Origin of the sequence: Marinobacter sp. MDS2 (genome assembly GCF_030718085.1) — a bacterium.
Taxonomy (GTDB): domain Bacteria; phylum Pseudomonadota; class Gammaproteobacteria; order Pseudomonadales; family Oleiphilaceae; genus Marinobacter.
Window position 1 is genome coordinate 1,202,289 of the sequence record NZ_JAVAJF010000001.1, and the last position, 13,413, is coordinate 1,215,701.

14 protein-coding genes are annotated in these 13,413 nt (G+C 56.0%); 11 read left to right on the plus strand and 3 right to left on the minus strand.

Annotated features, from left to right (window positions below):
• Positions 1 to 183 precede the first annotated feature (183 nt).
• From sufB to Q9245_RS05830, 7 genes are read left to right on the plus strand one after another with little or no spacing between them, the layout of a single operon-like run.
• Positions 184 to 1,632 carry a Fe-S cluster assembly protein SufB gene (gene sufB / locus Q9245_RS05800; protein ID WP_305896248.1) on the plus strand — a complete coding sequence of 483 codons (1,449 nt, stop codon included), beginning with the start codon at positions 184 to 186 and terminating at the stop codon, positions 1,630 to 1,632.
• 51 nt (positions 1,633 to 1,683) lie between these two features.
• Positions 1,684 to 2,445, plus strand: coding sequence for a Fe-S cluster assembly ATPase SufC (sufC, locus tag Q9245_RS05805; protein ID WP_305896249.1), 762 nt, complete (start codon positions 1,684 to 1,686; stop codon positions 2,443 to 2,445).
• 15 nt (positions 2,446 to 2,460) lie between these two features.
• Positions 2,461 to 3,747: a Fe-S cluster assembly protein SufD gene (gene sufD / locus Q9245_RS05810; RefSeq protein WP_305896250.1), complete on the plus strand. Its 1,287-nt coding sequence runs from the start codon at positions 2,461 to 2,463 to the stop codon at positions 3,745 to 3,747.
• Positions 3,748 to 3,751: 4 nt separating this feature from the next.
• Entirely contained in the window at positions 3,752 to 5,005 is a 1,254-nt protein-coding gene (locus Q9245_RS05815) for an aminotransferase class V-fold PLP-dependent enzyme (protein WP_305896251.1), read from the plus strand.
• Between the two features lie 12 nt (positions 5,006 to 5,017).
• Positions 5,018 to 5,374, plus strand: a complete 357-nt coding sequence (locus tag Q9245_RS05820; RefSeq protein ID WP_305896252.1) for an iron-sulfur cluster assembly accessory protein — start codon at positions 5,018 to 5,020, stop codon at positions 5,372 to 5,374.
• Positions 5,375 to 5,392: 18 nt separating this feature from the next.
• The gene (sufT, locus tag Q9245_RS05825; protein ID WP_114334454.1) at positions 5,393 to 5,935 is read left to right on the plus strand and encodes a putative Fe-S cluster assembly protein SufT; all 543 of its coding nucleotides are present in this window, start codon (positions 5,393 to 5,395) and stop codon (positions 5,933 to 5,935) included.
• Positions 5,932 to 6,393 (plus strand): SufE family protein, encoded by a 462-nt coding sequence (locus Q9245_RS05830; RefSeq protein WP_305896253.1) that lies wholly within the window; start codon positions 5,932 to 5,934, stop codon positions 6,391 to 6,393. Before sufT ends, Q9245_RS05830 begins: the two co-directional genes overlap by 4 nt.
• Before the next feature lie 2 nt (positions 6,394 to 6,395).
• Here the strand turns inward: Q9245_RS05830 and Q9245_RS05835 are convergent, their stop codons facing one another.
• Positions 6,396 to 7,610 (minus strand): flagellar assembly protein T N-terminal domain-containing protein, encoded by a 1,215-nt coding sequence (locus Q9245_RS05835; RefSeq protein ID WP_305896254.1) that lies wholly within the window; start codon positions 7,608 to 7,610, stop codon positions 6,396 to 6,398.
• 33 nt (positions 7,611 to 7,643) lie between these two features.
• Positions 7,644 to 8,186, minus strand: coding sequence for an LPP20 family lipoprotein (locus Q9245_RS05840; RefSeq protein ID WP_305896255.1), 543 nt, complete (start codon positions 8,184 to 8,186; stop codon positions 7,644 to 7,646).
• Between the two features lie 245 nt (positions 8,187 to 8,431).
• Between Q9245_RS05840 and traF the strand changes: the two genes are divergently transcribed.
• The 4 genes from traF (at position 8,432) to trmL (ending at position 12,781) form a co-directional block, all read left to right on the plus strand.
• Positions 8,432 to 9,769 (plus strand): conjugal transfer protein TraF, encoded by a 1,338-nt coding sequence (traF, locus tag Q9245_RS05845; protein WP_305896256.1) that lies wholly within the window; start codon positions 8,432 to 8,434, stop codon positions 9,767 to 9,769.
• Between the two features lie 145 nt (positions 9,770 to 9,914).
• On the plus strand, positions 9,915 to 11,018 hold the full coding sequence (locus Q9245_RS05850) for a multifunctional CCA tRNA nucleotidyl transferase/2'3'-cyclic phosphodiesterase/2'nucleotidase/phosphatase (protein ID WP_305896257.1): 1,104 nt from the start codon (positions 9,915 to 9,917) through the stop codon (positions 11,016 to 11,018).
• A gap of 114 nt (positions 11,019 to 11,132) precedes the next feature.
• Complete coding sequence (locus tag Q9245_RS05855) at positions 11,133 to 12,311, plus strand: acetyl-CoA C-acetyltransferase (protein ID WP_305896258.1); 1,179 nt, start codon at positions 11,133 to 11,135, stop codon at positions 12,309 to 12,311.
• A 5-nt stretch (positions 12,312 to 12,316) separates the two neighbouring features.
• Positions 12,317 to 12,781, plus strand: a complete 465-nt coding sequence (trmL, locus tag Q9245_RS05860; RefSeq protein ID WP_305896259.1) for a tRNA (uridine(34)/cytosine(34)/5-carboxymethylaminomethyluridine(34)-2'-O)-methyltransferase TrmL — start codon at positions 12,317 to 12,319, stop codon at positions 12,779 to 12,781.
• A gap of 67 nt (positions 12,782 to 12,848) precedes the next feature.
• Here trmL and secB read toward each other — a convergent pair whose 3' ends face one another.
• A complete protein-coding gene (gene secB / locus Q9245_RS05865; RefSeq protein WP_305896260.1) occupies positions 12,849 to 13,346 on the minus strand; it encodes a protein-export chaperone SecB in 498 nt (165 codons plus the stop codon).
• Between the last annotated feature and the right edge of the window lie 67 nt (positions 13,347 to 13,413).

A 13,413-nucleotide genomic window follows, 5' to 3' on the forward strand; every position in this document is an offset into this window, starting at 1 on the left:
ATGTAGGGCTGCAGGCATGATTAAGGTATAATCCCTACACGACCGATTTAATACCTGACTAAATTACTCTGGTATTGTATAATCATTCGCCAGAAGCAACGGGAGAGGCCCTTTAACCTTCAGCCTCCCCCGGCGAAACACAGGGCACCATGCCCCAGATGAGAGAATTACGGAGCGACGATCATGGCGACCACCGACAATGAGGTGAAAGAGCTGATCAAACGGGAATACGAACACGGTTTCGTGACCGAAATTGAATCAGACACCTTTGAACCCGGCCTCAATGAAGATGTAATCCGCCGCCTGTCAGAAATCAAGCAAGAACCCGAGTTTATGCTTGAATGGCGCCTCAAGGCTTATCGTCGTTGGCTGGACATGGAAGAACCCGAATGGGCCCACGTCGATTTCCCGAAAGTGGACTACAACGACATCTCCTACTATTCGGCGCCCAAGAAAAAAGAAGACATGCCCCAGAGCCTGGACGAAGTCGATCCGGAGCTGCTGCGCACCTATGAAAAGCTGGGTATTCCGCTGCACGAGCGGGCCAAACTGGCCGGCGTTGCGGTTGATGCGGTATTCGATTCCGTATCGGTAGCCACCACGTTCAAAGAACCACTGGAAAAAGCGGGCGTTATTTTTTGCCCGATTTCCGAAGCGGTACACAAGCATCCCGAACTGATCAAGAAATACTTGGGCAGCGTGGTTCCTGCCGGCGACAACTATTTCGCCGCGTTGAACTCCGCCGTCTTCTCGGACGGCTCGTTCGTGTACATTCCGAAAGGCGTTCGCTGCCCGATGGAACTGTCCACTTACTTCCGGATCAACGCTGCCAACACCGGCCAGTTCGAGCGCACACTGATCGTTGCTGAAGAAGGCAGCTACGTAAGCTACCTCGAAGGTTGTACCGCCCCCATGCGGGACGAAAACCAGCTGCACGCAGCCGTGGTTGAGATTGTTGTCCTCGACGATGCGCAAGTTAAGTACTCGACCGTACAGAACTGGTACCCGGGCGATGAGCACGGCAAAGGCGGCATCTACAACTTCGTAACCAAGCGCGCCGCCTGTATCGGTAAAAACTCCAAAGTGTCGTGGACTCAGGTTGAAACCGGCTCCGCGATCACCTGGAAATACCCGAGCTGCGTACTGCGTGGGGACAACAGTGTCGGCGAGTTCTACTCCGTCGCCCTGACCCACAACTACCAGCAGGCCGACACCGGCACCAAGATGATCCACCTTGGCAAGAACACCAAGAGCACCATCATCTCGAAAGGCATTTCGGCCGGCCGCAGCTCCAACGCTTACCGTGGTCTGGTGAAATTCGGCCCCGCGGCCGATGGCGCGCGTAACTTTACCCAGTGTGACTCGCTATTGATTGGAGACCGCTGCGGCGCCCACACCTTCCCGTACATCGAGAGCAAGAACAAATCGGCCATCGTGGAACACGAAGCCACCACCTCCAAGGTCAGCGACGAGCAGATGTTCCTCTGCCGCCAGCGTGGTATCGACCCGGAGCAGGCCGTATCCATGATCGTAAACGGCTTCTGTAAAGAGGTGTTCAAAGAGCTGCCGATGGAGTTTGCGGTAGAAGCCGGCAAGCTACTGGAAGTCAGTCTTGAAGGCTCTGTTGGTTAAACACCACGGCAAACACAAAGAATTCAGACGGTTAAAAGAGAGAAGCAACAAATGCTGAGCATCAAAAACCTGCACGCATCCGTTGAGGACAAAGCTATCCTCAAAGGCATCAACCTGGACATCAAACCCGGGGAAGTTCATGCCATCATGGGCCCCAACGGTTCCGGTAAGAGCACCCTGTCACAGGTTCTGGCAGGCAACGAGGCATTTGAAGTCACCAGCGGTGAAGTCACCCTGAACGGTGAAAACCTGCTGGACCTCGCCATTGAAGAGCGCGCGCGCGAAGGCGTGTTTCTGGCGTTCCAATACCCGGTTGAAATCCCCGGCGTAAGCAACCTTCAATTCCTCCGCACTGCGGTCAACGCCATGCGCAAGCATCGCGGTGAAGACGAAATGAACGCAGCCGAATTTATGAAGCAGGCCAAAGAAGTGTCCAAGCAAGTCGATCTGGACCCCTCTTTCCTGAAGCGTGGCGTGAACGAAGACTTCTCCGGTGGTGAGAAAAAGCGTAACGAAATCATGCAGGCCCTGCTGCTTCAGCCGAAGCTGGCGATTCTGGACGAAACCGACTCCGGCCTCGACATCGACGCGCTGCAAGTCGTTTCCAACGGTGTTAACGCTTTGCGCGCCGAAGACCGCGCCATTCTGATGGTCACCCACTACCAGCGTCTGCTTAACCACATTGTGCCGGACTACGTACACGTTCTGGCCGGCGGCAGGATCGTTAAATCCGGCGGTCGTGAACTGGCACTCGAATTGGAAGAACGCGGTTACGGCTGGTTGGGAATCAAAGACGAAGACACCAGCAACTGATCAGGAGGCCGCGGAATGAAACAAGCACCAATGCTTTCCAGCGCCTTCCTGCATCCGGCCGGGCAAACTCTGCCTGAGCCGCTGCTGGCGCTGCGTAAACAACGGGCGAGTCTGTTGGTTGACATGCCACTGCCTACCCGTAAAACCGAAAACTGGAAGTACTCCAGCAAGTATTTGAAGCTGCCCGACGAGATGGCCATTTCCTTGCCCGCCGAAGGCAAAACCGGCAACAGCCTGGCGGTGTCCGGCTACAAGGTCGTATTCCGCAACGGGATTTTGATTCCCGAAGCCAGCGACTTTCCGGATATAGACGGCATCACCATTCGGAGCTTCAGCGATCTTGATAACGAAGAAGCAGACGTACTCGCGCTTCAGCTGGGCAGCACACTGGACCACGATCAGGCCCAGTTCGCTCGCCTGAATGGAGCCCGTTTTGACGACGGGCTGCTCGTGCGCCTGCAAGCCGGTGCAGCCCTGGATCAGCCGCTGTTCATCATTCATGAAACCGCCGCGGATGCCAGTGGTTCAGCCTTCCCGCGGATTTTCGTTGAAGCCGGAGCAAACAGCCAGATCACACTGGTTGAAGAATACACCTCCAGTGGCGATGCACCTGCGTTCGTTAACACAGTGACTGAATTCACTCTGGCCGACGGCGCGAACGTAACCAGCATTCGACTGAACATGGAAGGCGAATCGGTTCAGCACATTGGTGCCACCGGCGTGGTTCAGAACCACAGTTCGCGTTTCGAAAGCCACTGCGTTGGTTTTGGCGGCCCATTGCGCCGGCACGACCTGCAAGTGCGCCTGGTCGGCGAAGAAGCCGAAACCAAACTCAATGGCGTTGTCGTGACTCAAGGCAAACAGCACTACGACAACCACACCTCCATTGACCATGTGGCGGCGAACTGCAACAGCGAAGAAACCTACCGGAATATCGCGGCAGACCAATCCCATGCGATCTTCAACGGGCGAATTCATATCCATCAGGACGCGCAAAAGTCCTTTGCGGATATGAACAACAAAAACCTGTTGCTGAACAACGGTGCCGAGATCGACACCAAGCCGGAACTGGAAATCTACGCCGACGATGTAAAGTGTGCCCACGGTGCCACCATCGGCCAACTGGACGAAGAATCCATTTTCTACCTGCTGTCACGGGGCATTGGTCGCCGCGACGCAAACGTACTGCTCACCATGGCGTTCATTAACGAACTGGTTAGCCAGATACCGCTGGAAGTCGTGCGGGAAACAGCCCAGGTACGTCTGAACGAATTCTTCGAGCAAACCTTCCAGGAGATCTGAAGGCATGAGCGATCTGTCCATGGCAAACAACACCAGCACCAAAGCGTTTGATGTAGAACGCATCCGGCGCGACTTCCCCATTCTGGCCCAAGAGGTTAACGGGAAGCCGTTGGTGTATCTGGACAACGGCGCCTCGGCCCAAAAGCCAACCGCCGTACTGGATGCCATGGACCGTTACTACCGGGAAATGCACTCTAATGTGCACCGGGGCGCTCACACCCTCGGCGATCGTGCCACAGCGGCCTTTGAAGGTGCCCGGGAAACCGTTCGCAGCTTTCTGAACGCGCCCAGCACGCGCGAAATCATCTGGACGCGCGGCACCACCGAAGCGATCAACCTGGTCGCCAACGGCCTGGCGCATCGCCTGAACGAAGGCGACGAAATTCTGGTCAGCCACATGGAGCACCACGCCAACATCGTGCCCTGGCAGATGGTGGCCGAACGTACGGGCGCCAAAGTGGTGCCGGTGCAGGTGAACGCTGCCGGTGAACTGGATCTGGATTCCTTCAACGACCTACTGAATGAGCGCACTCGAATTCTGGCGATTACCCACGTCTCCAACGTACTGGGTACCGTGAATCCGATTGCCTCGCTCATTAAACAAGCCAAAGATCAGGGCGTACTGACTCTGATTGATGGCGCCCAGGCGGTCCCCCATTTCAAGCCCGACGTTCAGGCCTTGGATTGTGATTTCTACGTGTTTTCGTCCCACAAACTGTTTGGCCCCACCGGCATCGGAGTGCTGTACGGTCGCGCAGAATTGCTGGAACAGATGCCTCCCTATCAGGGCGGCGGCGAAATGATCGAACGGGTGTCGTTCGAGCGTACCACCTGGAACGTTCTGCCTTACAAATTCGAGGCCGGCACGCCGGCTATCGCCGAAGCGGTAGGGCTGGCTGCAGCTATCCGCTATCTGGACGGCCTTGACCGGAAGGCCATGGAAGCGGCTGAGAACGCCCTCCTGGCCCGCGCTAACGAGTTAGTAAGCACGGTACCCGGCATGGAAATCATCGGTACGGCTAAAAACAAAGTGCCCGTGATGTCATTCAAGATTGCCGGGCTGCACCCCAGCGACATAGGCACCCTGCTGGACCAGCAAGGCATTGCCATTCGCACCGGCCATCACTGCGCCATGCCGTTAATGGATTTCTACGGAGTACCCGGTACAGCCCGGGCATCATTTGCGTTTTACAATACACTGGAAGAGGTCGAGCAACTGTTCGCCGGCCTGCAAAAAATCCAGCGCCTGTTTACCTGAGGAGGTGGAAACATGTCAGCCGAAGTCTTCACCCCGAACGATGTCAACGTGACCATGACACCCACAGCGGTCAAACACGTTCGCAAACAACTGGACAAAAAGCCGGATGCTAAAGGTATTCGCCTGGCCATCAGAAAGAGTGGCTGCTCCGGTTTTAAGTATGAAACCGAGTGGGTTGAACATCCCGGCGACGACGACCGCATTTTCTCTATCGACGGTGTGGACGTATACGTTAAGCAGGAACACCTGTCTTTGGTCAACGGTATTGAAATCGACTTTGTCACCGAGGGAGTGAACTCCCTGTTTCGTTTCCGCAATCCCAACGCGACCGCGGAATGTGGCTGCGGCGAAAGCTTTACGGTGTCATAAACAGAGGCTTTATTGAGCATGCAAGAACGGGAAGTTGTCCTGACGAAGCGCGAAGTGGAGGCACGATTGGTGCCCGTGGGAACAGAGATCATGATTCCGGCGGATACCTTCGTGACGATCACCCAATCTTTGGGCGGCACATTCACCGTTGCGGTCAACGGGAATCTGGCTCGCATCGAAGGCCACGACGCAGACGCGCTGGGCAAAAAACCGCTGGAAAGCAGCTTTGAAACACCCGCCGACGGCACGGTGAACGAAAACCAGGTCTGGGAAGCCATGCGCAGCGCCTATGACCCGGAAATCCCGGTCAACGTGGTCGATCTGGGGCTGATTTACGAGTGCAAAATTGAAAACGGCACCGAAGACGGCAACCACGTCTATATCAAGATGACGTTGACCGCTGCCGGCTGCGGCATGGGCCCGGTGATTACCGACGACGTGAAGCGCAAAGTTGAGCACGTGCCCAACGTGGACAAAGTGACCGTAGAGCTCACTTTTGATCCGCCTTGGAACAACGACATGCTGACCGATGAAGCCAAACTTGAACTGGGTATGCTATGACCGCTAGCAAACAACTATTTCTGGACAATCCGCTCGGCCAAAAAACCACACTGGAAGACGTGCTGGACGCCTTCGAGTTTCTGGACGACTGGGAAGACCGTTACGCCTTCATCATCGACTTGGGCAAACAGTTACCCGAATTTCCGGATGAAGCCCGCATCGAAGAGAACTACGTGCACGGCTGTCAAAGCCAGGTATGGGTGATCCACCAGCACGATGAAGACAGCGGCAAGCTGTTCCTGCTGATCGATTCGGACGCCATGATTGTGCGCGGTCTGGCTGCCATCATTCTGGTGGCTCTGAACGCCAAATCGCCGCGGGAACTGCTGGCGACCGATATTGACGAACTGTTCGAACAACTCGACCTGATGCGCCACATCTCCCCCACTCGCGGCAACGGCCTGCGGGCGATGGTCAGCAAGATTCGGGATATCGCAGCGGCCGAAGCCGCTGCCTGAGATCACCAGATAATCGCCAGATCGTCCCTCTGCACATTGATCTGGCGGCCCGATGTCGCAAGGCGACCAGTGCTGAAATCCGGGTGCACGCTGTCCAGCGTCATTGTCACGCCCGCATCGGCAAGCTCTGGTGTGCCGCCGAGTGAATCGAAGTAGCGTTGACTGCGATAGATGTTGAGCTGATCACCAGGGCGTAAACCGGCGGTCGCACCAGACGCCAGGGTTACCTTGTCATCGCTGACACGAGTGATGCGAGCCATAAAAGGCTGGCAGTTCAGAGCACTACCAACGGCTGCAGTCATCTCGTCAATCACCTCCGAAACCGCTGCTCCCCACTCACTTTTCTCGAACCCAGCTGCGCCAAAGCCTGCCGTGCCTCTGCCGGCCGGCGTCCAATTGGCCGTGGTTTCAAACCGTTTACGAAACACCGGTGAACCGCTGAAACCGTCGAACACCATCATCTCAGTTTCGAAACGCCGGGTCTTATCGCCAAAGCCCAGCCCTCCTTTCATTTTATCGAAGACCGATGTACCCCATGCGTCAGGATCGGACACTCCTATATCCCGGATAACGCCGGTCACAACAAACTGAGCCCCCAGCTCCCGAGCCAGCTGCACCACGTTGGTCAGGCGATTGCTGGCCATATTTGCCTGAGTTGTCGGTGCATCCGGTAAATTGCTGAACAGACGAAGCGATGTAGCACCGAGCACCTGCAGCTTGCCCTGTTTCTGCAGACGCGCCACCAGTGCTTGCGGCAACTGCTCACCCGCATTATCCAGGCCCGGATCGCCTCCTTGAGACGGCATCACAATCGGGAACCCGGTCACAGCCACCCGTTTACGCAGCCCCGAAGATTCTCCCGCCTGACAGCTGCCCTCGCCATCCGCAGTTTTACCGGAAAGCTCAGCCCGAACAACAACTCGCAACAAATTCCCCCGTCGAGACTCGTCGACGATAGTGGCATTACGGAGCTCGACATTCGAAGACAGTTCCATTTTCGATACCGTAAGCTGTCCGTTCTCAACGGTATCCTGCGTACTGACTTGTGCCTGATACTGCAATGCCAGATCGCGCATGGCTGCTTGCCGGGCTTCGGCGCGGGCCTCATCCAGATTGTCCTCGCGAATGTTGGCATGGCCAACGCCCTCAAGGGTTGTTGCAGCGTTCACCCAACCGGAACACACCACAATCAAACACAAAATAACGATGCGAGTCATAACGCTCCCGAACCCTGCCGAAAAGCGGCTGGTTTAATCCAGATAATAAAGTGAATCAATCTTTTCGCCTTTGACATCAGTGGTTGCCACGTCACTTTTCGATACGTGGTGACTCGGCATGGGGATCGCGCAAACATCCCGCACCTGATCATCCGCCACCTCGGATGCGCACTGCCGGAACCGGGGCTCCAGCTTCAACTCCATAACCGTTTCAACCACTCCCCCGGGGTGCTCATTCACGGACAAGGTACGAGCCCCGCGCACATAACTGTCCACGTAGGCACGGAAGCTATCGCTCTTGAGTGCAAAATCGCTCACAGTCGAGTGGCCGTATATCACGGAGCCATACACCCGTTCGGCCAGGTTTCGATAGGCATCCAACCTTGAAGCCCTGAGAGCCATCAGCCGTTGTTGGGGGTTCGACCGGCCTTGCTGGGACTGGCCGTAAACACCAAAGCCACTCACCTCAACCACGATCGGCTCAAACTCATCCGAGGCATCTTGCTTACTTCCGGTTGCGCAGCCAACCAATGCCATGGCCAGCAACACGGGCAGAAAGCACCTTGTCAGTGTCATTATCTCGTCTCCGGAACACAGGTTTTCCATGACCATGAAAAAATCACGCCATCACAGATAACCAATTGATTCAAATGGCCGTTCAATAAAAACTAAACTTTCCAGCCAATAAAAACGGCAAGATTTTGCCTTAGTTTACGAATCTGGAACAAACCGTTACGACTTGCCAGCTGTTTATTGCAAACACCTGGCCTAATCTCCTTATTATCGACTGCCCCCAAACAACACACACAAGCAGGCTCTACATGAACGCTACGCGCTTTAACAAACTCTCCCTGGCCATTGGCCTGTCCATCGCGACCACCTCCGCACTGGCCAGCCCTCAAGCCTTCATGTCGTCACGCTCTTTTGCTATGGCCGGAACCGGTGTCGCAGTATCTGCACCGTCTGCCGCACCAAGCACCAACCCGGCCATGATGGCTTCTCAGCAACATGACTGGGCGGATGATTTTGGAGTAATGCTGCCGTCTTTTAACATTCGCGCTGCCGATGAAGAAGAAACAGTTGACCAGATTGATGGCATTCAGGCCGTTATTGAAGACTTCAACAAGAAAGCTTCAAGCTTCGATAAAAACTCAGATGCCGAAGACGTCAGAAGCCTGCAAAACACAACCAAAGAACTTAACAGAAGACTTACAGCATTTAACAACGACACTGTGCGGGCCAATATTGGACTTGGCGTGGCACTTGCTGCTCCGAGCCCAAAATTTTCGATTGGTGCATTCACTTCAGGAAATGTCACCGCCACAGCTCGCGGAGAATGGGATGATAGTGGGGACGATAGTGATAGCTCCCTTCTTACACGCATCAGCAATGCCGATTCGGCAGCCGATATTGATGATATTCTCGATCAAAGTAAAAAAGTTGAGCGCGACAATGCAGGCAATACCAGCATTAAACTTGATTCTCGTGGTCGAATTCTCGCCTCAGCTGTAATCGAAGCAGGGGTCAGCTTCGCCTCGACCTTCGAGCTAAACAACGAAACTAGCTTTCAGGCCGGGATTTCTCCCAAATACGTCCAACTCCGCACCTACCAATACACCGAAACTGTCTCCGGCTTTGAAGACGACGAATTTGACGGCGACGACTACCAAACCGAAAAAAGCGGCTTCAACCTGGACGTCGGCGCAGCTTACGCGTTCGGGGAACAGCAGGAATGGAACGCCGGCGTCGTGGTGAAAAACCTGATCCCGATGGAGCTGGATTCGGCACAGAGCCGTCCCGCACTGGAAGACAAATACACCCTCGAACTCAACCCAATGGTCACGGCAGCTATCGCCCACAAAGGTGCCTACCATGTGGTAACGGCTGAACTGGATTTGACCAAGAAAGAAGCCTTCGGCTACGAAGACGACACTCAATGGCTGGCTGTGGGTGCCGAGTTTGATGCCTGGCGCTATGCCCAGTTACGTGCCGGTGTTCGCCATAACCTCGCCAGCAACAGCGACAACGATGGCATTGAAGAAACCACCCAGTTCACCGCCGGTTTCGGCCTGAACGTACTGGGTGCTCGCTTGGACCTAGGCGCGTTGTACAGCAGTGCTGATGTCGGTGCCGCTATCGAGTTCGGTGCTTCCTTCTAAAGAACTCCGACTACTTCGGGGGCACGCAAGCGGCCCCCGAACGAATTCCCCCTGCCCTCCGATTTGCGTCACTGCCATAACGCATCGATAATCCGCCTACGATTTCAGCCAAACATGGCGTTTAATTCCAATCAGGGCGAATAACATGGAAATCTACCTTGTGGGCGGCGCAGTGCGCGATGGACGGCTGGGCATTCCGGTCAAAGACCGCGACTGGGTTGTGGTCGGCGCCACGCCAGAAGCCATGAAACAAAAAGGCTATCGCCAGGTGGGAGCTGACTTCCCGGTTTTTCTGCACCCCGAAACCGGCGAAGAATACGCCCTTGCCCGCACGGAGAGAAAACAAGGCCACGGCTACCACGGCTTTACCGTGTACAGTGCCCCAGACGTCACGCTTGAAGACGACCTGTTACGCCGTGACCTGACCATTAACGCTATGGCTGAGCGCGAAGATGGCACCTTGGTTGACCCATTCAATGGTTTAGCCGATTTAGAGCAGAAAACCCTTCGCCACGTTTCCGAGGCGTTCGCCGAAGACCCCCTGCGTATTCTCAGAACCGCCCGGTTTGCGGCTCGCTTCCATCCGCTCGGTTTCACCATCTGTGCGGATACGATGGCACTGATGCGAGGCATGATCCGCGACGGCGAGTTAGAACACCTGGTACCTGAGCGCGTGTGGCAGGAAGTCCAGCGTGCGCTGCACGAAAAAGCGCCCTCCGTCTTTTTTGAGGTACTGCATGAGCTGGGCGCTCTGGACATTTTGATGCCCGAACTGGCCCATACCGAACATTTCCAGGCCGGCCTTCACGCTTTGCAATGCATAGGTTCTCAGAACAGTACGACCGCCCAGCGGTTTGCGGCGTTGCTAAGCGCGCTGCCTGAGCCCGAGGCCAGCACCCGGGCCATAACCATGAAGAGTCCGAACGACTGCCGGGATCTCACGCGTCTGGTTTGCCTGTTCGCCGATTGGCTTTCCCAACACAACGACGGCACCCTCCCCCCTGAAGCCGTGCTGGATATGTTCGACCAAGCTGACTTGTGGCGTCGGCCTGAGCGTTTTGAGCAACTCGTAGTCGCCCTCGCCTGCACGCCCCATAAACAGCATGTGGAGCCGCTAAACCGCGCGGCAGAATCTGCGAAAGACGTCAGCCCGCAAGAGCTACTGAAGCAAGGATTCAAAGGCAAAGAACTGGGCAACGCCATTCGTAACGAGCGGCTCGCCCGTATCACGCAGGCTTTGGCCCCATAACTCGACTTTGGTGGTTTTGGCGCACTCGGGCTTTCCCGCTACAATAGCTGCCAACAAATTACATTCCCGGGCAGCCGACCGGCTGAACCTGCATTTATACAACGGAGAGTTTCCATGCGTGATGTTGTGATTGTTGCCGCAAAACGTACCGCTATTGGCAGTTTTGGCGGTGGCCTGTCGAGCGTTCGTGCTGATCAACTCGGCGCGGCTGTTATCAAGGCACTGATGGAAGACACCGGCGTTGCCGGCGAGCAAGTTAACGAAGTCATCCTCGGCCAGGTACTGACAGCCGGCAGCGGCCAGAACCCGGCTCGCCAAGCCAGTATCCACGCCGGGCTTCCTGCCTCCGTTCCCGCCATGACCATCAACAAGGTTTGTGGCTCCGGCCTCAAGGCCGTTCACATGGCGGTACAGTCGATCCGCTGTGGCGATGCCGAGATGATCATTGCCGGCGGCCAGGAAAACATGAGCCAGGCGCCCCACGTGCTACCCAACAGCCGCAACGGCCAGCGCATGGGCAACTGGAACATGGTAGACACCATGATCACCGACGGCCTGTGGGATGCCTTTAACGATTACCACATGGGAATCACTGCCGAGAACATTGTCGAGAAGTACGGCATCAGCCGTGAAGAACAGGACGAATTCGCCGCCGCATCACAGCAAAAGGCCGTTGCTGCCCAGAACGATGGCCGCTTTGACGGACAGATTGTTCCGGTCAGCATTCCACAGCGCAAAGGCGACCCGATCGTGGTTGATAAAGATGAATGCCCACGGGACGGCGTATCAGCTGACGGCCTTGGCAAGCTGCGTCCGGCGTTCAAGAAAGACGGCTCTGTCACCGCCGGCAACGCCTCCTCTTTGAACGACGGTGCCGCCGCAGTGATGGTCTGCAGTGCCGAGAAAGCCAAAGAGCTTGGCTTAACCCCGCTGGCTACCATCAAAGCACACGCCAATGCTGGCGTTGATCCCACCATCATGGGGACTGGCCCAATCCCTGCCAGCCAGCGCTGCCTCGAGCGCGCCGGCTGGACCGCAGCCGACCTGGATCTGGTCGAAGCCAACGAAGCCTTTGCAGCACAAGCCATTTCGGTAAATCGTGATATGGGTTGGGACACCAGTAAGGTGAACGTCAACGGCGGTGCCATTGCCCTGGGCCACCCAATCGGTGCATCCGGCTGCCGGATTCTGGTTACCCTGTTGCACGAAATGCAGCGCCGTGATGCCAAGAAAGGGCTTGCGACCTTGTGCATCGGTGGCGGCATGGGCGTCGCCTTGGCTGTAGAGCGCTAAGGCGGGTGTTACACGTTGTCTTGTACGAGCCGGAAATACCGCCGAACACTGGCAATATTATCCGGCTTTGCGCCAACACCGGTTGCCAGCTGCACCTGATTGAGCCTTTGGGATTCTCTCTCGAAGACAAGCAGATGCGCCGGGCCGGGTTGGACTACAGCGAATACGCCACGGTAAAGATCCACACAGATTACGCCAACTTTCTGGAAAGCGAACGCCCCGAGCGGCTGTTCGGGCTCACCACCAAAGGCTCTCGCCATTACCATGAAGTCGCCTACCAAGACGGTGACTACCTGATGTTTGGCCCCGAAACCCGCGGGTTGCCGGTAGAAGTTCGGGAAGGGCTGGAAGAAAGCCACCGCCTCCGGGTACCCATGCAACCCGACAGCCGTAGCCTGAATCTGTCCAATACAGCGGCTCTGGTGGTGTATGAAGCCTGGCGCCAGTTAGGTTTCCCCGGCGCAAGCTGAACATTTCCAGTAGACATAAAAAAACCGGCAATCTGCCGGTTTTTTTATGTCTGGAAGTGAGAAACGCTTAGTGCGTTTGCTCAGCACCGGCCTCACCGGCCGCTTCTTCTTGCTTCTTCTTCAGCGCCTGAGCGTAGATCGCGTCGAAGTTCACCGGCGCCAGCATCAAGGCCGGGAAGCTGCCTTTGCCTACCGCACCATCGATGGCTTCACGAGCGTAGGGGAACAGAATTGTCGGGCAGTAGGCACCCAACATCTGGCCAAGCTGCGGACCTTCGATGCCCGCCACCATAAAGACGCCTGCCTGTTGAATCTCAACAATGTACGCAACCTTCTCGTCCAGCTTGGCAGTCACGGTCATCGACAGTACTACTTCATACTGATTGTCGCTGACTTTGGTGTGAGAGGTGTTCAGGTCCAGGTTTACCTGCGGCTTCCACTGCTCCTGAAACACCATCGGCGCATTCGGCGATTCAAAAGAGAGGTCCTTCACGTAAATACGCTGAAGGGCAAACTGGGGTTGATTCTGGTTTTCGTTGCCTGCGGCTTGCTGATTCTCAGCCATGATCCGTCCTTTCGTTTTTATTTCGTAGCATGGGCACCGCCCATTGTCCTGGTCACGCTTTGCCGGG